A 20,811-nucleotide genomic window follows, 5' to 3' on the forward strand; every position below is an offset into this window, starting at 1 on the left:
AATGTTCCGCTCCCTCGCCTCCGTCGACTACCGCATCTGGTTCATCGGCGCACTCGTCTCGAACATCGGCGCCTGGATGCAGGCCACGGCCCAGAGCTGGGTCGTGCTGACCGAGCTCACCGACAACGACGCGCTCGCGGTCGGCATCACGATGGCCCTGCAGTTCGCGCCCCAGCTGCTGCTCGTGCCCGTGACCGGACTCATCGCCGACCGCTTCGAGCGTCGGAAGATCCTGATGTTCACGCAGTCGGCGCTCATGGTGCTCGGCCTGGCGCTCGGGCTCCTGCTGATCTTCGGGCATGCGGAACTGTGGCACCTCTACGTCTTCGCCGGCCTCCTCGGCATCGTCAACGCGGTCGACATCCCCGCCCGCCAGACCTTCGTCGCCGACCTCGTCTCGTCGTCGAACATGTCGAACGCGGTCGCCCTCAACTCGGCGTCGTTCAACGCGGCCCGCATGATCGGCCCCGCGCTCGCGGGCGTGCTCATCGTGCTCGTCGGAACCGGATGGGTCTTCGTCATCAACGCGGTCACGTTCATCGCGGTCCTCGTCGCGCTCGCGAAGCTGAAGCGCTCGAACCTGCGACGGATGCCGCGGGCACCCCGCGAGCGCGGCGCATTCGTCGCCGGCTTCCGCTACGTCGCCGGCCGGCCCGACCTCGTCGTCGTGTTCGTGATGGTGTTCCTCGTGGGCGCCTTCGGCATGAACTTCCCGATCTTCTCCTCGACGATGGCGGTCGAGTTCGGCCGCGGCGCCGGCGAGTACGGCCTGCTGTCCTCGATCCTCGCGATCGGTTCGCTGACGGGCGCGCTGCTCGCGGCCAAGCGCGAGCGCGCCCGCATCCGCGTGATCATCGCCGCGGTCGCGTTCTTCGGGATCGCGGCGACGGTGGCCGCCGTGATGCCGACGTACTGGCTGTTCGCGGCATCCACCGTCTTCATCGGGTTCACGGTCGTGACGATGCTGACGACCGCGAACGGCTACGTGCAGACCACGACCGACCCGCTGCTCCGCGGCCGCGTCATGGCGCTGTACATGGCGATCCTCTCGGGCGGCACGCCGATCGGCGCTCCGATCGTGGGCGCCGTCGCGAACGCCTGGGGGCCTCGCTGGGCGCTCGGCGTCGCCGCGGCCGCGGCCGGCGTCGCGGCGATCGTCGGCCTCGCCTGGCTCGTCGTGGCGCGCGGGCTGCGCGTCGTGCGCCATCCGATCGGCGGGCGGATGCCGCGCTTCGCGCTCGCCTACGCGGAGGCGCCGACGGCCGCGATCGCCGTGCCGGTCACCCGGCCCGTCGAGCTGCCGGCGAGCACCAGCCCGATCGACCTGGTGTCGCCGACGACCTCGGTGGAGGTGCCGGAGGTCGACCGCGGTCGAGTCGAGTCGCCCGGCCGGCACACCGCGCGACGCACGGCCGGCGCGGCGGCCGCAGCACCTCGAACCCGTCCGATCGCGCAACGATCCGGCGCCTGACGCCGATTTCCGCCGTCGACGTCCGGTCCGGCGACCCGGTTCTGGCGCGATCCGTGTCCAGCCCTTGACCTTCCGGCGCGCATCGGGAAAGGGTGGGTCGCATCCGGCAGCGCCAGCCGGCGTGCCCGGACGACCCGGACGGCATCGTGCCCCCGGTTCCGACCACCCCCATGGGAGAGACCGTGCCAAGAAGAACTCGGAACGCCACGTTCGCCGCGGTCGCCGCCACCGCGGCGATCGCCCTGACCGCGACCGGAGCCCAGGCCGCGGTACCGACGAACACCACCGCGCTGCAGGACGCCGTCACGTCCGACGGCATCATGGCGCACCTGGCCGAACTGCAGGCCGTCGCCGACGCCAACGGCGGCACGCGAGCGAGCGGCACGCCCGGCTACGGCGCGTCGATCGACTACATCGAGGGCCTCCTCGACGCCGCCGGCTACATCACGACCCGCCAGGACTTCACCTTCAACTCGTTCACCGAGTTGAGCGACGCCGAGATGGACCGGGTCTCGCCCGACCCGACGTCCTACGTGCTCTTCGAGGACTTCGTCACCGCCGAGTACTCGGGCAGCGGCGACGTGACCGCACCGCTCGAGGCGGTCGACCTGGTGCTTCCGCCCGGACCGACCGCCAGCACGTCGAACAGCGGCTGCGAGGCATCCGACTTCGACGGCTTCACCTCGGGCAACATCGCCCTCGTCCAGCGCGGCACGTGCGACTTCTCGGTGAAGGCGCACAACGCTGCCGTCGCGGGCGCCAGCGGCGTGATCATCTTCAACGAGGGCCAGGACGGCCGCCAGGAGACGCTCAACGCGACGCTCGGCGACGCGTTCAGCGACGACATCCCGGTCGTGGGCACCTCGTTCGCCATCGGTGACGAGCTGGCCTCGCTGCTCGCCTCGGGCGAGGTCGTCATGCACCTCAAGACCGACACGCTCATCGAGCTCGACGTGCCGACGCAGAACCTCATCGCCCAGACGCCGACCGGTCGCACCGACCGCGTGATCATGGCCGGTGCGCACCTCGACTCGGTGTCGAGCGGCGCGGGGATCAACGACAACGGTTCCGGCTCGGCCTCGATCCTCGAGACCGCGCTCCAGATGGCCGAACTCGGCATCCAGCCGCGCAACGCCGTCCGGTTCGCGTGGTGGGGCGCCGAGGAGGCCGGCCTGCTCGGCTCGCAGTTCTACGTCGACTCGCTCCCCAAGAAGGAGGCGAACAAGATCGAGCTCTACCTGAACTTCGACATGGTCGGCTCCCCGAACTACGCGAACTTCGTCTACGACGGCGACGGTGACGCGTTCGGCAACAAGGGCCCGAGCGGCAGCGACGACATCGAGCACCTGTTCTCGGACTTCTTCGACTCGATCGGCGTCGCCTCCGAGCCGACGGAATTCGACGGGCGTTCCGACTACGACGCCTTCATCTCCGCGGGCATCCCGGCGGGCGGCCTCTTCACCGGCGCCGAGGGCGCGAAGACGGCCGACCAGGTCCTCGACTACGGCGGCCTCTCGGAGTTCGACGGCCAGCCCGTGTCGTACGACCCGTGCTACCACCAGGCCTGCGACAGCCTCGACCCGGTCGCGGACGGCGCTGACGCGGACCTGTACGAGGCGCTGAACGCCGCGTACGGCGGAGCGCTCGAGTACGAGGGCACGATCAGCAACGTCAACCAGGAGGGCCTCGGCGACATGGCCGACGCCATCGCGCACGCGGTCCTCACCTACGCGATGTCGACGTCGTCCGTGAACGGCACGGCGAAGGCCTCGCCGAAGGCGACGGAGAAGGCGGGCGACCACCTGGGCGCCCACCTGTTCCGCTGATCCGCACCTGACCCGTTCGGCCCTCCCTCGCATCGGCGCGGGAGGGCCGAACCCCGTCAGCGCCCGGTCGAGTCCCTGACGACGAGCTCGGGCTGGAACTGCACCTGCTCGGGAACGAAGTCGGCGCCGTCGCGCGCTTCGCGGAGCAGCAGGTCGACGGCGGTGTACCCGATGAGCCACGCGGGCTGGCGGATCGACGAGAGCGGCACGACGGCCGCCTGGGCGAAGTCGATGTCGTCGTAGCCGATGAGCGCGATGTCGCGCGGCACGCGCACGTCGCCGAGCATGATGAGCGCCTGCAGCACGCCGACCGCGAGGAGGTCGTTCGCGCAGAAGATCCCGTCGGGCCGGTACTCGGGCGCCCGGTCGCGGATCGCCTCGCCCGCCGCACGCCCCTCGAGCACGGTCGTGCCCGAGGTCTCGACGACCTCGAGCGTGACGCCGGGCGTCTCGGCGGCCGCGCGCCGCGCGCCCTCGAGTCGGTCGGCCACCTGACGGATCGAGGACGGCCCGCCGACGAACGCGATGCGGCGCCGGCCCGACTCGACGAGGTGCCGCACGGCCATCGCCCCGCCCACGACGTCGTCGACGGCGACCGAGGAGAAGCTGCGGTCGGGCGCCTCGCGGTCGACGAGCACCACGGGCACGCCGCGCGAGCGCGCGCGCTCGAGCCGCGGCAGGTCGTCGGATCGCGGCGAGACGAGCACCCCGTGCACGCGCTGCTCCTCGAACAGGTCGAGGTAGGCGCGCTCGCGATCGGGGTTGTCGTCGCTGTTGCCGAGCAGGATCGTCATGCCGTCCTCGGCGGCGCGATCCTCGGCACCTCGCGCGACGTCGGTGAAGAAGGGGTTGCGCACGTCGAGCACGACGAGCCCGATCGATCGGCTGCGTCCGGCGCGCAACTGCCGCGCCGCGTCGTTGCGGACGAACCCGAGCTCCTCGATCGCCGCGAGCACGCGCGCGACCGTCTCGGGCGCGACCTTCTCGGGCCGGTTCAGCACGTTCGAGACCGTGCCGACCGAGACGGATGCCGCGGCCGCGACCTCGCGCACGCTCACTGCCATCGGACTCCCCTCCGCGTCGGAGTCTACGAGGCGCGGGTCGTGATCTCCGCGGCGACGCCCTCCCGGTGCATGAGAATGCGCAGTTCTTCGGCAAGCCTCTTCCACTTGCGCGACACGCGAACGTGATCTATCTTTGAAACGATTCACAACCGAACGGAGAGCTCGACGATGAGCACTGGCACCACGCAGCGGGTCTGCTTCCAGCTGCAGGTCGACCCTGCTCGCCTCGACGAGTACCGCGAGCGGCACGCCGCGGTCTGGCCCGACATGCTCCGGGCGATCGAGGCATCCGGCCGGCGCAACTACTCGCTCTTCCTCCGCGAGGACGGCCTGCTGATCGGCTACTACGAGGTCGACGACGACGATGCGGCCCAGGCCGCCCTCGCCCTCGACCCCCGCACCGCGCCGTGGGAGGCAGAGATGGCCGAGTTCTTCGTGGCGCTCGACGGGTCCCGCCCCGACCAGGGCGCCCCCCGGATCCGCGAGGTGTTCCACCTCGAAGACCAGCTCGCCGCGCTCGGCGCGGACGAGGCATCCACCACCGCTCCCGGCGCCGGCGCCGGCGCCGCGGCATCCGTCACCCCCCGCACAGAAAGCAGCGAACAGTGAGCAGCATTCCGCAGACCGTCCTCGACCAGCTGGAGCTCCAGGCGATCGAACTGCCGAGCTGGGCGTTCGGCAACTCGGGCACCCGCTTCAAGGTGTTCGGCACGCCCGGCACGCCGCGCGACCCCTACGAGAAGATCGCGGATGCCGCGCAGGTGCACGCGTACACGAAGCTCGCGCCGACCGTCGCGCTCCACATCCCGTGGGACAAGGTCGACGACTACGACGACCTCCGCGCGCACGCCGAGGGCCTCGGCGTCTCGCTCGGCACGATCAACTCGAACACCTTCCAGGACGACGACTACAAGTTCGGCGCCCTCACCCACGAGGATGCGGCCGTCCGGCGGAAGGCGATCGACCACCACTTCGAGTGCATCGACATCATGCACGCGACCGGCAGCCGCGACCTCAAGATCTGGCTCGCCGAAGGCTCGAACTACCCGGGCCAGGCCGACCTTCGCGGCCGCCAGGACCGCCTGCACGAGTCGCTGCAGGAGATCTACGCCCGCCTCGGCGACGAGCAGCGCCTCGTGCTCGAGTACAAGTTCTTCGAGCCGGCGTTCTACCACACCGACGTCCCGGACTGGGGCACGAGCTACGCGCAGGTCGCCGCGCTCGGAGACAAGGCGATGGTCTGCCTCGATACTGGCCACCACGCGCCCGGCACCAACATCGAGTTCATCGTGATGCAGCTGCTGCGCCTCGGCAAGCTCGGCTCGTTCGACTTCAACTCGCGCTTCTACGCCGACGACGACCTCATCGTGGGCGCGGCCGACCCCTACCAGCTGTTCCGCATCGTCTACGAGGTCGCGCGCGGCGGCGGCCTCAACCACCCCGACGTGGCGTTCATGCTCGACCAGTGCCACAACGTCGAGGACAAGATCCCCGGCCAGATCCGCTCGGTGCTGAACGTCCAGGAGATGACCGCGCGGGCGCTCCTCGTGGACACCGACGCACTACGCGCCGCGCAGGTCTCGGGCGACGTGCTCGAGGCGAACCGCATCTTCATGGACGCCTTCTACACCGACGTGCGCCCGGCCCTCGCCGAGTGGCGCGAGTCGCGCGGCCTTGCGGCCGACCCGATGGCGGCGTTCGCGGCATCCGGCTACTTGGCGCAGATCGCCGCCGACCGCGTCGGCGGCGTGCAGGCCGGCTGGGGCGCGTGAGCGTGGGGTCAGCGCGGCGCGAAGCGACGCGCTTCCTCGAGGAAGGCGGAGCAGGAGTCAGGCGACGCGCCAGCGTTGACTGACGTATCCGGCAGACCGCAAGACGCATCCAGTCACGACAGCCACGAGAGGAGCGAGCGGATGACCCAGCAGACGCCGTACGCCGCGGCCGACGGCCTGGTCCGGGTGTACCCGGCGGATGACCCGTCCGCGCGTCCGACGGCGGCGCTCGTCTGGGCGCACGGCGGCGGGTTCGTCGCGGGCGACCTGGACATGCCCGAGGCCGACTGGGTCGCGCGCGCGTTCGCCGCACGCGGCGTCACCGTCGTCTCGATCGACTACCGCCTCGCGGTCGACCCGGCCGGGCGCTACCCGGCGGCCTCCGACGACGTCCTCGCCGCCTGGGCGTGGACGGCGGCGCACGCCGGCGAGCTCAGCATCGACCCGGCCCGCATCGTCGTCGGCGGCGCGAGCGCCGGCGCCAACCTCACCGCGGGGGCCGTGCTGCGCACGCTCGGCGCCGCCGCGGCTCCCGACTCCGCCGGCGGGGCGGACCGGTTCCCGGGCGCGGCTGTGGAGGCCGCACCGGGTCCCGACGCCCCGTCGGCGGAACGCACCCCCATTCCCGCGGGCGTGTTCCTGGCCTACCCGACGCTGCTCGCCGTGCAGCCGGCACCGGATGCCGCGTTGCGGGCGATGCTCGACGCGAGCCCCGTCGCCGACCGGTTCGGGCCCGCACGCGTGCGCGACATGTACGAGGCGTACCTCGGCGGGCCCGTCGAGGACGCCCCGCTGCCGGCCGTGCCGGGACTCGCGGCGCCCGACGACCTCGCCGGGTTCCCGCCCGTGCTCATGGTGAACGGCGAGGCTGACGAGCTCCGCGTGTCGGGCGAGGCGTTCGCCGCGACGCTGGTCGCCGCCGGGGTGCCGACCGAGGTCGTGACCGAGCCCGGAACCGAGCACGGACACCTGAACCGGCCCGACGAGCCCGCGGCATCCGCCACCGTCGACCGCGTCGTCGCCTGGCTGGAGGCGCTCGACGCGGCATCCGCCCCCGAGCCGGCCGCGGCCGGCGCCACCGACCACCCCTGACCACCGCCTCCCCATCGAAGGAATCCACCTCATGACCAACCAGGCTGCTGCCGACCTCATCGCGCGGTCGAACCGCCTCGGCGCCGACCCCAAGAACACGAACTACGCCGGCGGCAACACGTCGGCGAAGGGCACCGAGACCGACCCGGTCACGGGCGAACCCGTCGAGCTGCTCTGGGTCAAGGGCTCGGGCGGCGACCTCGGCACGCTGAAGGAGTCGGGTCTCGCGGTCCTCCGCCTCGACCGCATGCGCGCCCTCGTGAACACCTACCCCGGCGTCGACCGCGAAGACGAGATGGTCGCCGCGTTCGATTACTGCCTGCACGGCAAGGGCGGCGCGGCGCCCTCGATCGACACCGCCATGCACGGCCTCGTGGACGCCGCGCACGTCGACCACCTCCACCCCGACTCGGGCATCGCTATCGCGACCGCCGCCGACGGCGAGGAGCTGACGGCGAAGATCTTCGGCGACAGGGTCGTGTGGGTGCCGTGGCGTCGCCCCGGCTTCCAGCTCGGCCTCGACATCGCCGAGATCAAGGCGGCGAACCCCGCCGCCATCGGCTGCATCCTCGGCGGCCACGGCATCACCGCGTGGGGCGACACCTCCGACGAGGCCGAGGCCAACTCGCTGTGGATCATCGACACCGCGGCCGCCTACATCCAGGCGAACGGCGAGGCGGAACCGTTCGGCGGCGTCCGCGCCGGCTTCGAGGCGCTGCCCGAGGCCGAGCGCCACGCGCGCGCCGCCGCGCTCGCCCCGACCGTCCGCGGCCTCGCCTCGACGGACAAGCCGATGGTCGGCCACTACACCGACTCCGACGTCGTGCTCGACTTCCTCGCGTCGGAGCGCGCGCCCGAGCTCGCGGAGCTCGGCACCAGCTGCCCCGACCACTTCCTCCGCACCAAGGTCAAGCCGATGATCCTCGACCTGCCGGCGACGGCCGCCGTCGAGGAGCAGCTCGCTCGCCTGCAGGAGCTGCACGAGGCGTACCGCGCCGACTACCAGGCGTACTACGACGCGCACGCGACATCCGAGAGCCCCGCGATCCGCGGCGCCGACCCGCTCATCGTGCTCGTTCCCGGCGTCGGCATGTTCTCGTACGGCGCGAACAAGCAGACCGCGCGCGTGGCCGGCGAGTTCTACGTCAACGCGATCAACGTGATGCGCGGCGCCGAGGCGCTCTCGACCTATACGCCCATCTCCGACGCCGAGAAGTTCCGCATCGAGTACTGGGCCCTCGAGGAGGCGAAGCTCCAGCGGATGCCGAAGCCCAAGACCCACCAGGGCCGGATCGCGTTCGTGACCGGCGCGGCCTCGGGCATCGGCAAGGCGATCGCGACGCGGCTCGCGGCCGAGGGCGCCTGCGTCGTCGTCGCCGACCTCGACCTCGAGAAGGCGCAGGCCGCCGCGGCCGAGCTCGGCGGCACGGACGTCGCGATCGGCGTCGCCGCGAACGTCGCCGACGCCGAGGGCGTGCAGGCCGCGATCGACCAGGCCGTGCTCGCGTTCGGCGGCATCGACCTCGTCGTGAACAACGCGGGCCTGTCGCTGTCGAAGCCGCTGCTCGAGACCACCGAGCAGGATTGGGACCTGCAGCACGACGTCATGGCGAAGGGCTCGTTCCTCGTCGCGAAGGCCGCCGCGAAGGCCCTCATCGAGCAGGGGATGGGCGGCGACGTGATCTACATCTCCTCGAAGAACTCGGTGTTCGCCGGCCCGAACAACATCGCGTACTCGGCGACCAAGGCCGACCAGGCCCACCAGGTGCGCCTGCTCGCGGTCGAGCTCGGCGAGCACGGCGTCCGCGTCAACGGCATCAACCCCGACGGCGTCGTGCGCGGCTCGGGCATCTTCGCCGCGGGCTGGGGCGCGAATCGCGCCGCGACGTACGGCGTGAAGGAGGAGGACCTCGGCCAGTTCTACGCGAACCGCACGATCCTCAAGCGCGAGGTCGTGCCCGAGAACGTCGCCGACGCCGTGTACGTGCTCACGGGCCCCGAGCTGAGCCGCACCACCGGCCTGCACATCCCCGTCGACTCGGGCGTCGCCGCGGCGTTCCTCCGATGAGCTCCCGTCCCGGCACGGCCCGCGCGGGCACCGTCGCCGCGGTCGACCTCGGCGCGACGAGCGGTCGCGTCATCGTCGGCCACGTCGACGGCCGCACCGGCACGCTCGCACTCGACCAGGTCGCGCGATTCCGGAACGGCCCCGTGCGACTCGCCTCCGGACTGCACTGGGACATCACCGGCCTGCACCACGACCTGACCCGCGGCCTCGCCGACGCGTTCCGCCGCGAGCCCGGCATCCGCTCCGTCGGCGTCGACTCCTGGGCGGTCGACTACGGCCTGCTCCGCGGCGACCGCCTCATCGGCGAACCCTTCCACTACCGCGACGAGCGGAACGAACGCGCCGTCGCGGGCGTGCACGACGTGGTCCCGTTCGCGGAGCTCTACCGCCGCAACGGCCTGCAGTTCCTGCCGTTCAACACGGTCTACCAGCTCGCGGCCGAGCAGGAGAGCGGATGGCTCGGGCTCGCCGATTCGGTGCTGCTGATCCCCGACCTCGTCGGGTTCCTGTTGACGGGCGCCAAGGTCGCCGAGCGGACGAACGCGTCGACGACGGGCCTGCTGGGCGTCGCCTCCGGCGAGTGGGACATCGAGCTGATCGAGCGTCTCGGGCTCGAGGCATCCGTGCTGCCCCCGCTCGTGTCGCCCGGCGCGACGCTGGGCGGCCTCCGACCGGAGGTCGCGGCCGACCTCGGCGCGCCCGCGGGCCTCGAGGTCGTCGCGGTCGGCTCGCACGACACCGCCTCGGCCGTCGTCGCCGTGCCGATGCGCGCCGAGTCCGCGGCGTACATCTCGTGCGGCACGTGGGGGCTCGTCGGCGTCGAGCTCGAGGCGCCGGTGACGACGGATGCCTCGCGCGAGGCCAACTTCACGAACGAGGGCGGCGTCGACGGGCGCATCCGGTTCCTCCACAACGTGATGGGCCTGTGGCTGCTCAGCGAGTCGGTGCGGTGGTGGGAGCGCGACGGCGACACCATCGACCTGCCGACGCTGCTCGCGCAGGCCGGGGCGGTCACCGGCGAGGTCGCGGTGTTCGACGCGAACGATCCGCGGTTCCTCGCGCCGGGCGACCTGCCCGGCCGCATCGCGGAGTGGTGCGCCGAGCGGGGCGTCCGAGCGCCGCAGAGCCGAGCCGAGTTCGCGCGCTCGATCATCGAGAGCCTCGCCGAGGCGTTCGCCACGGCGGTGCGCGACGCCTCGGTCCTCTCGGGCGTCGACGTCGAGACGATCCACGTGGTCGGCGGCGGCTCGCTCAACGAGCTGCTGTGCCAGCGCACGGCCGACCGCGCGGGCATCCCCGTGCTCGCGGGTCCGGTCGAGGCGACCGCGATCGGCAACGTGCTCGTGCAGGCGAGGGCGAAGGGGTTCGTCGGCGGCGACCTCGAGTCGATGCGCGCACTGGTCGCGCAGGCGTTCGCACCGCGGCGCTACGAGCCGACGACGCGCTGAGCGGGGCGTGGCCGAGATTCGGGTCGGGATGCGCGCGATCCGCGCCCGTGCCGACCGCCGGCTCGGATCCGTGTCCGTGTCAGTGCCCGTGCGCGAGCTGCTGGAGCCCCACGACCGCGAGGCCGAGGAGCACCAGCAGGCCGAGCGCCACGACCTGCTCCCACCAGGCGAGTCGACTGCGTCGCACGGCGACGTAGCCGATCAGCGCCAGAGTCGCGATGTAGACGATCGACGCCGCGAACAGCGCCCCCTTCAGCTCGAACACCCCGAGCACCGCGAGGACGAGGATGACGAGCGGGATGCTCGCCGACCCCAACGCGGACGCGGCGACGCGGAGCATCCGCCTCAGCTCCCGGCCGCGCGGGAAGTCGGCGTGCACGACGAGGTGGGAGATCACGTCGGCGACGAACCCGGCCGCGGTGATCGCGACGATGCCGACGAGCAGCGTGAGCGTCGCGCGCCCGGCGGAGATGTGGTCGGCGTTCTCGTGCTGCACGAGCACGATCGCGAGACCCGTGAAGGTCGCGTAGACGCGCTCCTTGAGCGCCTCCGCCATCTCCTCGACGGGCACGTCGTCGAGACCGCGGCGCCGACGCAGCCGACTCCGACGGCCGCTCCCGCCGACGCCCGCCGACGCGTCCGCCTCGTCCATGCGCGCCACGGTAGCACCCGCCTCCCGCGGGCGGCGAGGACCGGAAGTCCGGTCAGCGCCTCTGCGAGGATCGACGCATGACCGACCACTCGAACCTCGTCGTCACCGTGCCCGGCGCGACCCTGCTCCGCGCACTCCAGCAGACGCCCGGCGGAGTACCGGCCGGCGTGGACGTCGTCGAGTGGGACATGGCCGGCCCGCCGCCGGAGGCGGCATCCGGCGGTCTCGGCATCGTGGTTCCGCCCTACATGGGCGCTTCGGCGCGCCTCGGCGTGCTCGACGGACTGGACGTCGGGCTCGTGCAGTCGCAGTCGATCGGCTACGACGACGTGCCCGCCGCGCTGCCGCCCGGGCACGTGTTCGCGAACGCGGCATCCGTGCACGAGGCCTCGACCGCCGAGCTCGCGGTCGGGCTCGCGATCGCCGCGCAGCGCGGCATCCCGGACTTCGTGCGCGCGGCCGACGAGGGGCGCTGGGCGCCTGCTCGGCACGCGAGCCTGGCCGATCGGCGGGTGCTGCTCATCGGATACGGCGGCGTCGGCCGTGCGATCGAGGAGCGCCTCGCGGGCTTCGAGGTCGAGCTCACGCGCGTCGCGAGCCGCGCGCGAGACGACGATCGCGGGCGGATCCACGGCGTCGACGAACTGCCCGTCCTGCTGCCGGACGCCGAGGTCGCCATCGTCGTCGTGCCGCTCTCCGACGACACCACCGCACTCGTCGACGCGGCCTTCCTCGCCGCGCTCCCCGACGGCGCGCTCCTCGTGAACGTCGCGCGCGGCGCGGTCGCCGACACCGAGGCGATCCTCGCCGAGGCGACGTCGGGGCGGCTGCGATTCGCGCTCGACGTCACCGACCCCGAGCCGCTGCCCGAGGGGCATCCGCTCTTCGCCCTGCCGAACGTGCTGGTCTCACCGCACGTCGGCGGCGCCACGACCGCGATGATGCCGCGCATGGCGCGGCTGCTCCGGGACCAGATCGAGCGGATGCTCCGGGGCGACGAACCGCGCAACGTGGTGCTCCGCAGCTGACCCGCTCGTCCCCGCCGCACCCGCACCCGCACCCGCACCGCCACGAGAGGATCCACCCGATGCCGCAGTTCGACCACGCCTTCGACTGGGTCCGCCGCAACGTCGACGACGGCCCGCTCCCGAACGCCGTGCTCGGCGTCGCGAACGCCGACGGCATCGTCGCGCTCGACGCGTTCGGCGCGGCATCCGTCGACGACCACTACCCGCTGTTCTCGATCACGAAGCCGATCGTCGGGCTCGCCGCCCTGCGCCTCGTCGAGCAGGGCCGGCTCACGCCCGACACCCCGCTCGAACGGGCGCTGCCCGGCTTCGGCTCCGGACGGACCGACATCGTCCGCCTGCGACACCTCGCCAGCCACACCTCGGGCATCGTCGAGCCGCCGCTGGACACGCCCCACGGACTCCGGCCCTCGCTCCTCGCGCCCGGCCGCGACTTCGCGGCGGGCACGGTCTCGCGCTACTCGACCATCGCGTTCGAGGGCATCGCGGCCCTCATCGAACACGCCTCCGGTGCGCCCTGGGAGCAGGCCGTCGCCGAGGTCGCACGGCGAGCGGATGCCTCCGGCCTCACCTTCGACGCCGATGCCTCTCCGCACGCACCCGTCGACGCCGCCGCACAGGGGCTCGACTACGGGCGATTCTCGGCGCTGCGGCATCCGGGCGCCGGGCTGCTCGGCCGCGCGGCCGACCTGCTCGCGCTGGGCGGCGCACTGCTGCGGAACGACGGCGCGGTGGTCGCGCCCGTCACCGCCGCCGCGATGCTGCGCCCGCTCACCGAAGGCCTCCCCAAGCTCGAGCCCTACCCGGTCGAGCGCGGCCAGGACTGGGGCTTCACGTGGAACCTGCGGCGTTCCGCACCCGGCCTGCTGACGACCGACGCCTTCGGGCACGGCGGCTGGGCGGGCACCGAGTTCTGGGTCACGCCGTCGCTCGGCGTGTGCTTCGTGCTCCTGACGAACCTCGGCGGCGGGTTCGGCCGGTTCGGCGTCGACGCCGACGAACTGCACAACGCGGTGGCCGCAGCCGGCTGAGGCGCGCCCGCGCGCTCCCGGTCGACCGTCAGGCGCCGGGCCTACGATCGAGGAACACCACGACGGAAGGTCCCCATGCCCGCTTCGGCAGAACCCCGCGTCGCCCTCTACTTCGACTTCGACAACATCGTCATCTCGCGGTACGACCAGTTGCACGGTGACATGCAGTACCGCAAGGACACCTCGCGGACCAAGTCGGTCTCGCCCGGCACGAAGGCCGCCGAGCGCCTGAAGGAGGCGACGGTCGACGTCGACGCCGTCCTCGACTTCGCGGCCACGTTCGGCACGATCGCCATCGCGCGCGCCTACGCCGACTGGTCGACGCCCGTGAACGCGAGCTATCGCGGCCAGCTCATCGACCGCGCGGTCGACCTCGTGCAACTCTTCCCGCTGTCGGCGACGAAGAACGGCGCCGACATCCGCCTGGCCGTCGACGCGGTCGAGGACATGTTCCGCATCGACGACCTCTCGCACATCGTGATCGTCGCCGGCGACTCCGACTACGTCGCGCTCGCGCAGAAGGCCAAGCGCCTCGGCCGGTACGTGGTCGGCATCGGCGTCGCTGGCGGCACGAGCCGTGCGCTGACCGCCGCGTGCGACGAGTACGCCGACTACGACGCGCTGCTCGCGACGGATGCCGCCGTGGCCGACGACGAGGCGAGCGCGACGGCGTCGCAGGGCGCGACGGCGCGCGGCGGCAAGGCGTCGGCGGGGTCCGCGAAGAAGGCGGAGCCGTCCGAGGCCCCGAAGGACGAGGAGGCGCCGCCGCGCCGGCGGCGCGCGTCGTCGAAGAAGGGCACGGATGCCGCACCCGCCGAGGGAGCGACCGATGCGGCCGAGGAGAAGCCGTCGGCGCCGACGACGGCCGTCCAGTTCATGGCCCCGGGGCAGGCGTCGGACGAGTCTCCCGCGGGCACCACGCGCAACCCGGGTCGGCTGCTGCTGAAGGCGCTCGAACTGCTCCGCGCGAAGTCCGATGAGGAGTGGCAGCCGAGCGGCGCGGTGAAGAACCAGATGCTCCGCATGGATCCGTCCTTCCAGGAGCGCAAGCTCGGGTTCGCGTCGTTCACCGACTTCCTGAAGTCGCGCGGCGGCGTCGTCGAACTCGACGAGACCCCTGGTCAGAATCGCGTGCGCATCAGGCCGAAGAAGGGCTGAGCCGCCCCGCGTCGTCGTTCAGCGGTCGCGTTCCTTCGCAGATCCGCCGCCGTACACGACGATGCCGGTGATCGGGATCAGGAAGAAGAACAGCCACGACCAGGTGAAGCCTCCCGGGGTCCAGAACCCGAAGCCGAAGAACAGCAGCAGGGCGATGAACGGCGAGAGCGCCATGATGGTGTCGCCGGCCCGACCGCCGAGGGCTCGGGAGCGTCGTCCCATCGGCGCCGTCGGCTCGGGGACGGGCGCCCAGGTCAGGGGTGGCTCCGACACGGTCGGGGCGGCGGGTCGTGGTGCGGCCGAGGGCAGGTCGGCGAACAGCGGCGCGAGATCGCCTCGCGTCACGGCGGCGCGCGCCGAAGCGGATCGGTCGGCCAGCTCGGCCGTCGTCATGCGCCCCTCGGCCTGCGCCGTCATGAGGTGCCCGACGGCCTCCTCGCGCTCGGCGTCGCTCAGTCGCTCCTGCGGTCGTTCCGGATCGGCGTATCCGCTCATGCATCCAGCGTGTCGCACCTGGTCCGCTTCGCGCCAGTGACCAAAGGCCCCGCGGTCCGAACTCGTCGCGCATGTGGTCTGACCACATCTGCTACGCTGTGGTCAGACCACACGTCGGTTGGGCCGGAAGGCCGCCGGCACGCGCAAGGGAGACGGCATGGGCGACGAGGCATCCGCCCGCTCGATCGAGCCGCGCGCCTGGCAGGCCGTGCTCGAGCACGTCGAGCGCAGGCTCCTCGAGGGCGAACTCGCCCCCGGCGACCGACTCCCGGGCGAGCGGCAGCTCGCGGCCGACCTCGGCGTCGGCCGTTCGAGCGTGCGCGAGGCACTGCGCGTGCTCGAGGTGCTCGGGCTCATCCGCACCCACGCCGGGTCGGGCCCGACCGCCGGCGCGATCATCATCGCCACGCCCGGCGGCGGCATGAGCGCGCTCATGCGGCTGCAGGTCGCCGCGAGCGGCTTCCCGGTCGCCGACATCGTCGCGACGCGCCTCGTGCTCGAGACGCACGTCGCCGCCGATCTCGCGGCGGCGTCGGCGCGAGGCGCGGCATCCGGCCCCGACCTCACCGCCGCCGAGCGACTGCTCGACGCCATGGACGACCCCGCCCTCGACCCGGCCGAGTTCCTCGCGCTCGACGCCGCCTTCCACCTCGCGCTCGCCGAGGCATCCGGCAACCATGTCGTCACCGCGACGATGGCGGGCCTCCGCAGCGGCATCGAGGGCTACGCGCTCGCGGGCCAGGGGCGCATCGCCGACTGGGCGACGACATCCGCGCGATTGCGCAGCGAGCACCGCGGCGTCGTCGACGCGATCAGGGCAGCGGATGCCGCGGCCGCGCGCACCCGCATCCACGACCACATCTCGGGGTACTACGCCGAGATCTCCCCCGCGCCGCACACCCACGCCCCCACCGACGACCGAACCCCCGCCGCCGGCGCGCCCGACGCGCCCGCCCACCCGTAGGAAGAGAGCACCAGCATGGTCCAGCGCCAGTTGCCGAACCCCCGCGAGCTCGCCGAGCTCATGAGGTTCAAGACGCCGACCCTGAACCCCACCGACCGGCGACTCGAGAAGGCGCTCACCATCGCCGACCTCCGCGCGATCGCCAAGCGCCGCACGCCGAAGGCGCCGTTCGACTACACCGAGGGCTCGGCCGAGGCCGAGATCTCGCTCGCCCGTGCCCGCCAGGCGTTCCTCGACATCGAGTTCCACCCGTCGATCCTGCGCAACGTGCCCGAGGTCGACACGAGCCGCGAGGTGCTCGGCGGCCCGAGCGCACTGCCGTTCGGCATCGCGCCCACCGGCTTCACGCGCATGATGCAGACCGAGGGCGAGGAGGCGGGCGCCGCCGCCGCCGGTGCGGCCGGCATCCCGTTCACGCTGTCCACGCTCGGCACCACGTCGATCGAGGGCGTGAAGGCCGCGAACCCGAACGGCCGCAACTGGTTCCAGCTCTACGTCATGAAGCAGCGCGAGATCTCGTACGGCCTCGCCGAGCGTGCGGCGGCGGCCGGCTTCGACACGCTCTTCTTCACGGTCGACACGCCCGTCGCGGGTGCGCGCCTGCGCGACAAGCGCAACGGCTTCTCGATCCCGCCGCAGCTCACGCTCGGCACCGTGGTCAACGCGATCCCGCGGCCGGCGTGGTGGATCAACTTCCTCACCACGCCGAAGCTCGAGTTCGCATCGCTCTCATCGACGGGCGGCACGGTCGGCGAGCTCCTCGACTCGGCGATGGACCCGACCATCTCATTCGACGACCTCGACGTGATCCGACAGATCTGGCCCGGGAAGATCGTCGTCAAGGGCGTGCAGACGGTCGAGGACGCCAAGCTCCTCGCCGACCGCGGCGTCGACGGCGTCGTGCTGTCCAACCACGGCGGCCGCCAGCTCGACCGCGCGCCGGTGCCGTTCCTGCTGCTGCCCGACGTCGTGCGCGAGGTGGGCGGCGACCTGGAGGTGCACGTCGACACGGGCATCATGTCGGGCGCCGACATCGTCGCCTCGATCGCGCTCGGCGCCCGGTTCACGCTCGTCGGCCGCGCCTACCTGTACGGGCTCATGGCCGGAGGGCGCCGCGGCGTCGACAAGACGATCGAGATCCTCCGCAGCGAAATCGTCCGCACGATGAAGCTGCTCGAGGTCGCGACGCTCGACGAGTTGACGCCGAAGCACGTCACCCAGCTCACGCGTCTCGTGCCGGTCGCCCGACCGGTCGCCGCAGCGGCGGAGCAGGTCGCGGATCGGGTGCCGACTAGGGTCTGAACCATGTCCGCGCCCAAGGAGCCCCGCACCCGCCGCTTCCTCCTCGGGTCGTACACCCCGGACGGTCCGGCGCCATCGGTGCACCTCGCGGAGCGCTCGGCCGACGGCGCATGGCGGATCGTGACGTCGGCGACGGCCTCGAATCCGTCGTTCGTCGCGCGATCCGGCGACCTCGCGTTCGCGGTCGAGGAGGACTCGTCCGGATCGGTGGCGAGCTTCCGCCTCGACGGCGACGCGATCGCGCCGATCGCCGTCGTCGAGCACGGCGAGGCCGATCCGTGCCACGTGGTCGTCGCTTCCGAGCAGGGCGTGCTCCTCATCGCGAACTACACGGGCGGCTCGGTCACGGCCGTGCCGTTCGAGCCCTCGGGCGAGCTCGGCCGGCCGGTCACCCTCGCGCTCCCCCATCGCACCGGGCCGGTCGCCGACCGACAGGAGGCCCCGCACGCGCACCAGCTCGCGGCGACGCCGTGGGGGACGCACCTCGTGAGCGACCTCGGCGGCGACGCGATCCACGAGCTGCGGATCGAACGTGCGACGGATGCCGCAGCTCCCGCGCTGCGCATCGTCCGCACGCTCGAGCTGCCGCCCGGCACGGGTCCGCGGCACATGGTCGTCGGCGGCGGGCTGCTGCACGTCGTCGGCGAGCTCGACGGGCGTCTCCACACCCTCGAGCTCGACGCGTCGAGCGTCGCGCCGACCGGCAGCGAGCCGGCGGTCGCCGAGGCCGGCGGAGACGCCGTCGTGCAGCCGTCGCACCTCGACCGCGCCCCGTCGGGTCGGCTGCTGACCGCGCTCGTGCGCGGCCGGGACACGGTCTCGGTGTTCGAGGCGACGGATGCCGCGCGCCCGCGCCTGGCGGCTGAGCTGCCGATCGGTTCGGCGTGGCCGCGCCACCATGCGCACCTCGACGACCGCACCGTCGTGGTTGCGGCGCAGCTCGGCGATGCGCTCGTCGAGGTCGACCTCGTGACGGGCATCGCCCGCGGGGTGCTCGAACTGCGCGCACCCGCGTGCGTCGTGCCGCTGCCCTGATCCGAACGGCGGCCGCCCTGCCTAGGATGGCGCCATGGACCTTCCCGCCGCATGGAACCTCGACGGACGAGTCGCGATCGTGAGCGGCGCCGGCAGCCGCGAGGGCATCGGATTCGCGACCGCGAAGGCGCTCGGCGAGCTCGGCGCCGGGGTCGTGCTCACGGCGACGAGCGAGCGCGTCCACGAGCGCGCCGAGGAACTTCGTCGCACCGGCATCACCGCGACCGGCCTCATCGCGCGACTGGACCTCGAGGAGCACGTCGACGACCTCGCGGCCGAGCTCGCGGCAGGAGGCATCCGCCCCACCATCGTCGTGAACAACGCGGGCATGATCGCGACGGGCGACCCCGAGATGCTGCGCGGCGACGGGACGATGTCGCTCGCCGACTGGAACGCGGGCCTCGCGATGAACCTCACGACGGCGTTCCTGCTGACCCGGGCGATGCTCCCCGGCATGCGCGAGACCGGATGGGGGCGGGTGATCTGCGTCTCGAGCGTCTCGGGACCGCTCATGGCCTCGCGCGGCGACGTCGGGTACGCGACGGCGAAGGCGGGCATGCTCGGCTACGTCCGAGCGCTCGCGGTCGACGAGGCGCTCTCCGGGATCACGGCGAACGCGGTGGCGCCCGGCTGGATCGCGACGGCGAGCCAGCTTCCGAGCGAGGCCGAGGAGGGGCTCCTCGTGCCCGTCGGGCGCAGCGGCCGCCCCGACGAGGTCGCCTCGGCGATCGCCTGGCTCGCGAGCCCCGGCGCGTCGTACGTCACCGGGCAGCTGCTCGCGGTCGACGGCGGCAACGCCGTCGCCGAAGAGCGCCGCTGACGCGCCCGAGCTGTGCGGCCGGCAGTTCGCTGTCGCGCCGGTTCGCAGTCCGATCCGGCCCGACCCGACCGGGCCGCGAGCTCACCAGCTCGTGACGAGGAGGTGCTGCACGACGAGCGCGAAGGCGAGCTGGCCGGCGAGGCCGGCACGGCGCCAACGCTCGGTGAGGAGGGCCGTGCCGATCAGGAGCCACGGGACGAACGGCAGCCAGATGCGCTCGACCTCGGCCTTGCTCATCTGCGAGAGGTCGACCGCGATGATCGTGGCGGCCGCCGCGAGTGCGAGCACGATCACCACGCGGTCCGGGCGCGCCTCCGAGCGCCATCCGATCGCGAGCGCCCCGGCCGTCGCGACGCCCGCGCCGACGAGCGGGCCCGCGCTGAACGCGAGGGCGGCGAGGTTGCCCCACACCCAGTAGGTGAACTGGCGGCGGCTCGCGACGCCGTCCCAGTAGCGCTCGACGAGCACGGGGAACGCCTCCCACCAGGCGAAGCCGAACGCCGCGAAGGCGAGCACGACGGCGAGCGCCGCGGCACCCGCGATGGGAAGCGGCCGCCAGTCGCCGCCCAGCGCGAGCACGGCGAGCGCGAGGATTCCGAGGATGGGCAGGCCGTAGGAGAGCATCACGCAGTAGCCGAGCAGCAGCCCGGCGAGCACGCTCCACGCGACCATGGCTCCCGTGCCCCGAGCCAACCGCCGGCCCTGATCGACCGGCGGCACGCGACGACGCGCGGTCGCGGCGAACCCGAGCGCGCAGAGCCCCCACGCGGCGATCGCGGCGAACATGCCGTCGGCTGAGACCGCGATCCAGATCGCCGCGGGCCCCATCGCCAGGAATGGAGCCGCCCGTCGCGCGGCGTCCTCGGCCCCCAAGCGGCGGAGCAGGGTCAGCACGGCGAGCGCCGCGGTCGCTCCCACGAGGAGCACCACGAACCCGGCCGCGAGCCCGCCGCCGAGTCCGAGGCGGACGAGCACGACGAAGAACAGCAGCGCGCCCGGCGGGTGACCGGCGATGTGCACCGGCCAGTTGTCCTCCGAGTCGAGCGGGATGTGCGCGACGTAGTCCCGGAGGGTCGCGCTGAAGTCGTCGACCTCGCGCGCGGTGCCGAGGTACTCGTACCGGTGCTCGAGGATCCGCCCGATCCCGTCCCAGCCGTCGACGGTCGCGAGCGCGACCATCCACGCCACGCCGGCGGCGTAGACGACGCCGAGCAGCGCGCCCCAGCGCAACCGGCGCGCGAGCGGGACACCCCACGCGGATGCGGCGACCGCGAGCAGCACGGCGGGCAGCGTGCCCGGCCCGAGCCGCGGCATCCACTCGGCGTGCAGCGGCGGGAACGATCGGATGTGCACGCTCTGGCCGAGCAGCGGCGGCACGATCATGGCGAATGCGATGAGCACGAGCGCGACGCCGAGGCCGACCCACGGTGCGACCACGACGAGGGTGCGACGACGCGAAGCGGACGGGACGGATGCCGCATCCGGGGCGGTGGGGGCCGCGGACGCGCCGTCGGCGCCGCCGGGACCCTCGGGTTCGACCTGCACCCTCCGAGACTACGGACGGGGCACGTGCCCGGGCAGGGGT

At 72.7% G+C, this 20,811-nt stretch carries 18 protein-coding genes; 14 read left to right on the top strand and 4 right to left on the bottom strand.

Annotated elements, in window-relative coordinates:
• Position 1 precedes the first annotated feature (1 nt).
• Positions 2 to 1,471, top strand: coding sequence for an MFS transporter (locus ACSJD1_RS15215; protein WP_438856123.1), 1,470 nt, complete (start codon positions 2 to 4; stop codon positions 1,469 to 1,471).
• 182 nt (positions 1,472 to 1,653) lie between these two features.
• Positions 1,654 to 3,297, top strand: a complete 1,644-nt coding sequence (locus ACSJD1_RS15220; RefSeq protein ID WP_438856124.1) for a M28 family peptidase — start codon at positions 1,654 to 1,656, stop codon at positions 3,295 to 3,297.
• A 56-nt stretch (positions 3,298 to 3,353) separates the two neighbouring features.
• Here the strand turns inward: ACSJD1_RS15220 and ACSJD1_RS15225 are convergent, their stop codons facing one another.
• Positions 3,354 to 4,361: a LacI family DNA-binding transcriptional regulator gene (locus tag ACSJD1_RS15225; protein WP_438856125.1), complete on the bottom strand. Its 1,008-nt coding sequence runs from the start codon at positions 4,359 to 4,361 to the stop codon at positions 3,354 to 3,356.
• 168 nt (positions 4,362 to 4,529) lie between these two features.
• Between ACSJD1_RS15225 and ACSJD1_RS15230 the strand changes: the two genes are divergently transcribed.
• The 5 genes from ACSJD1_RS15230 to ACSJD1_RS15250 all read left to right on the top strand — a co-directional run bounded on the left by ACSJD1_RS15230 (position 4,530) and on the right by ACSJD1_RS15250 (position 10,741).
• Complete coding sequence (locus ACSJD1_RS15230) at positions 4,530 to 4,970, top strand: L-rhamnose mutarotase (protein WP_438856126.1); 441 nt, start codon at positions 4,530 to 4,532, stop codon at positions 4,968 to 4,970.
• A 5-nt stretch (positions 4,971 to 4,975) separates the two neighbouring features.
• The gene (rhaI, locus tag ACSJD1_RS15235) at positions 4,976 to 6,133 is read left to right on the top strand and encodes an L-rhamnose isomerase (RefSeq protein WP_438856241.1); all 1,158 of its coding nucleotides are present in this window, start codon (positions 4,976 to 4,978) and stop codon (positions 6,131 to 6,133) included.
• Between the two features lie 141 nt (positions 6,134 to 6,274).
• Complete coding sequence (locus tag ACSJD1_RS15240; protein WP_438856127.1) at positions 6,275 to 7,225, top strand: alpha/beta hydrolase; 951 nt, start codon at positions 6,275 to 6,277, stop codon at positions 7,223 to 7,225.
• 31 nt (positions 7,226 to 7,256) lie between these two features.
• The gene (locus ACSJD1_RS15245) at positions 7,257 to 9,293 is read left to right on the top strand and encodes a bifunctional aldolase/short-chain dehydrogenase (protein WP_438856128.1); all 2,037 of its coding nucleotides are present in this window, start codon (positions 7,257 to 7,259) and stop codon (positions 9,291 to 9,293) included.
• Positions 9,290 to 10,741: a rhamnulokinase gene (locus ACSJD1_RS15250; RefSeq protein WP_438856129.1), complete on the top strand. Its 1,452-nt coding sequence runs from the start codon at positions 9,290 to 9,292 to the stop codon at positions 10,739 to 10,741. Before ACSJD1_RS15245 ends, ACSJD1_RS15250 begins: the two co-directional genes overlap by 4 nt.
• 79 nt (positions 10,742 to 10,820) lie before the next feature.
• Here ACSJD1_RS15250 and ACSJD1_RS15255 read toward each other — a convergent pair whose 3' ends face one another.
• Positions 10,821 to 11,393 (bottom strand): hypothetical protein, encoded by a 573-nt coding sequence (locus ACSJD1_RS15255; RefSeq protein WP_438856130.1) that lies wholly within the window; start codon positions 11,391 to 11,393, stop codon positions 10,821 to 10,823.
• Positions 11,394 to 11,470: 77 nt separating this feature from the next.
• Between ACSJD1_RS15255 and ACSJD1_RS15260 the strand changes: the two genes are divergently transcribed.
• The 3 genes from ACSJD1_RS15260 to ACSJD1_RS15270 all read left to right on the top strand — a co-directional run bounded on the left by ACSJD1_RS15260 (position 11,471) and on the right by ACSJD1_RS15270 (position 14,610).
• Positions 11,471 to 12,421 carry a 2-hydroxyacid dehydrogenase gene (locus tag ACSJD1_RS15260; RefSeq protein ID WP_438856131.1) on the top strand — a complete coding sequence of 317 codons (951 nt, stop codon included), beginning with the start codon at positions 11,471 to 11,473 and terminating at the stop codon, positions 12,419 to 12,421.
• A 59-nt stretch (positions 12,422 to 12,480) separates the two neighbouring features.
• Complete coding sequence (locus ACSJD1_RS15265; protein WP_438856132.1) at positions 12,481 to 13,452, top strand: serine hydrolase domain-containing protein; 972 nt, start codon at positions 12,481 to 12,483, stop codon at positions 13,450 to 13,452.
• 75 nt (positions 13,453 to 13,527) lie between these two features.
• Entirely contained in the window at positions 13,528 to 14,610 is a 1,083-nt protein-coding gene (locus tag ACSJD1_RS15270; RefSeq protein ID WP_438856133.1) for an NYN domain-containing protein, read from the top strand.
• 18 nt (positions 14,611 to 14,628) lie between these two features.
• Here the strand turns inward: ACSJD1_RS15270 and ACSJD1_RS15275 are convergent, their stop codons facing one another.
• On the bottom strand, positions 14,629 to 15,105 hold the full coding sequence (locus ACSJD1_RS15275; RefSeq protein WP_438856134.1) for a DUF1707 SHOCT-like domain-containing protein: 477 nt from the start codon (positions 15,103 to 15,105) through the stop codon (positions 14,629 to 14,631).
• 157 nt (positions 15,106 to 15,262) lie between these two features.
• On the opposite strand from ACSJD1_RS15275, the gene ACSJD1_RS15280 reads away from it, so the two are divergent.
• The 4 genes from ACSJD1_RS15280 to ACSJD1_RS15295 are packed head-to-tail and all read left to right on the top strand — an operon-like array spanning position 15,263 to position 19,226.
• Positions 15,263 to 16,069 carry a FadR/GntR family transcriptional regulator gene (locus ACSJD1_RS15280; RefSeq protein WP_438856135.1) on the top strand — a complete coding sequence of 269 codons (807 nt, stop codon included), beginning with the start codon at positions 15,263 to 15,265 and terminating at the stop codon, positions 16,067 to 16,069.
• A gap of 15 nt (positions 16,070 to 16,084) precedes the next feature.
• Positions 16,085 to 17,371 (top strand): alpha-hydroxy acid oxidase, encoded by a 1,287-nt coding sequence (locus ACSJD1_RS15285; RefSeq protein WP_438856136.1) that lies wholly within the window; start codon positions 16,085 to 16,087, stop codon positions 17,369 to 17,371.
• A 3-nt stretch (positions 17,372 to 17,374) separates the two neighbouring features.
• Positions 17,375 to 18,406, top strand: coding sequence for a lactonase family protein (locus ACSJD1_RS15290; protein ID WP_438856137.1), 1,032 nt, complete (start codon positions 17,375 to 17,377; stop codon positions 18,404 to 18,406).
• A gap of 34 nt (positions 18,407 to 18,440) precedes the next feature.
• Positions 18,441 to 19,226, top strand: a complete 786-nt coding sequence (locus ACSJD1_RS15295) for an SDR family NAD(P)-dependent oxidoreductase (RefSeq protein WP_438856138.1) — start codon at positions 18,441 to 18,443, stop codon at positions 19,224 to 19,226.
• 81 nt (positions 19,227 to 19,307) lie between these two features.
• Here the strand turns inward: ACSJD1_RS15295 and ACSJD1_RS15300 are convergent, their stop codons facing one another.
• Entirely contained in the window at positions 19,308 to 20,771 is a 1,464-nt protein-coding gene (locus ACSJD1_RS15300; RefSeq protein WP_438856139.1) for a hypothetical protein, read from the bottom strand.
• Between the last annotated feature and the right edge of the window lie 40 nt (positions 20,772 to 20,811).

The organism is Agromyces excoecariae (assembly GCF_051715505.1).
GTDB lineage: Bacteria > Actinomycetota > Actinomycetes > Actinomycetales > Microbacteriaceae > Agromyces.

Bases quoted from the DNA above. Each gene is read 5' to 3' on its own strand.
- ACSJD1_RS15215 (WP_438856123.1), top strand. From the start codon at position 2: ATGTTCCGCTCCCTCGCCTCCGTCGACTACCGCATCTGGTTCATCGGC.
- ACSJD1_RS15225 (WP_438856125.1), bottom strand. From the start codon at position 4,361: ATGGCAGTGAGCGTGCGCGAGGTCGCGGCCGCGGCATCCGTCTCGGTC.
- ACSJD1_RS15230 (WP_438856126.1), top strand. From the start codon at position 4,530: ATGAGCACTGGCACCACGCAGCGGGTCTGCTTCCAGCTGCAGGTCGAC.
- ACSJD1_RS15240 (WP_438856127.1), top strand. From the start codon at position 6,275: ATGACCCAGCAGACGCCGTACGCCGCGGCCGACGGCCTGGTCCGGGTG.
- ACSJD1_RS15245 (WP_438856128.1), top strand. From the start codon at position 7,257: ATGACCAACCAGGCTGCTGCCGACCTCATCGCGCGGTCGAACCGCCTC.
- ACSJD1_RS15250 (WP_438856129.1), top strand. From the start codon at position 9,290: ATGAGCTCCCGTCCCGGCACGGCCCGCGCGGGCACCGTCGCCGCGGTC.
- ACSJD1_RS15255 (WP_438856130.1), bottom strand. From the start codon at position 11,393: ATGGACGAGGCGGACGCGTCGGCGGGCGTCGGCGGGAGCGGCCGTCGG.
- ACSJD1_RS15260 (WP_438856131.1), top strand. From the start codon at position 11,471: ATGACCGACCACTCGAACCTCGTCGTCACCGTGCCCGGCGCGACCCTG.
- ACSJD1_RS15265 (WP_438856132.1), top strand. From the start codon at position 12,481: ATGCCGCAGTTCGACCACGCCTTCGACTGGGTCCGCCGCAACGTCGAC.
- ACSJD1_RS15270 (WP_438856133.1), top strand. From the start codon at position 13,528: ATGCCCGCTTCGGCAGAACCCCGCGTCGCCCTCTACTTCGACTTCGAC.
- ACSJD1_RS15275 (WP_438856134.1), bottom strand. From the start codon at position 15,105: ATGAGCGGATACGCCGATCCGGAACGACCGCAGGAGCGACTGAGCGAC.
- ACSJD1_RS15280 (WP_438856135.1), top strand. From the start codon at position 15,263: ATGGGCGACGAGGCATCCGCCCGCTCGATCGAGCCGCGCGCCTGGCAG.
- ACSJD1_RS15285 (WP_438856136.1), top strand. From the start codon at position 16,085: ATGGTCCAGCGCCAGTTGCCGAACCCCCGCGAGCTCGCCGAGCTCATG.
- ACSJD1_RS15290 (WP_438856137.1), top strand. From the start codon at position 17,375: ATGTCCGCGCCCAAGGAGCCCCGCACCCGCCGCTTCCTCCTCGGGTCG.
- ACSJD1_RS15295 (WP_438856138.1), top strand. From the start codon at position 18,441: ATGGACCTTCCCGCCGCATGGAACCTCGACGGACGAGTCGCGATCGTG.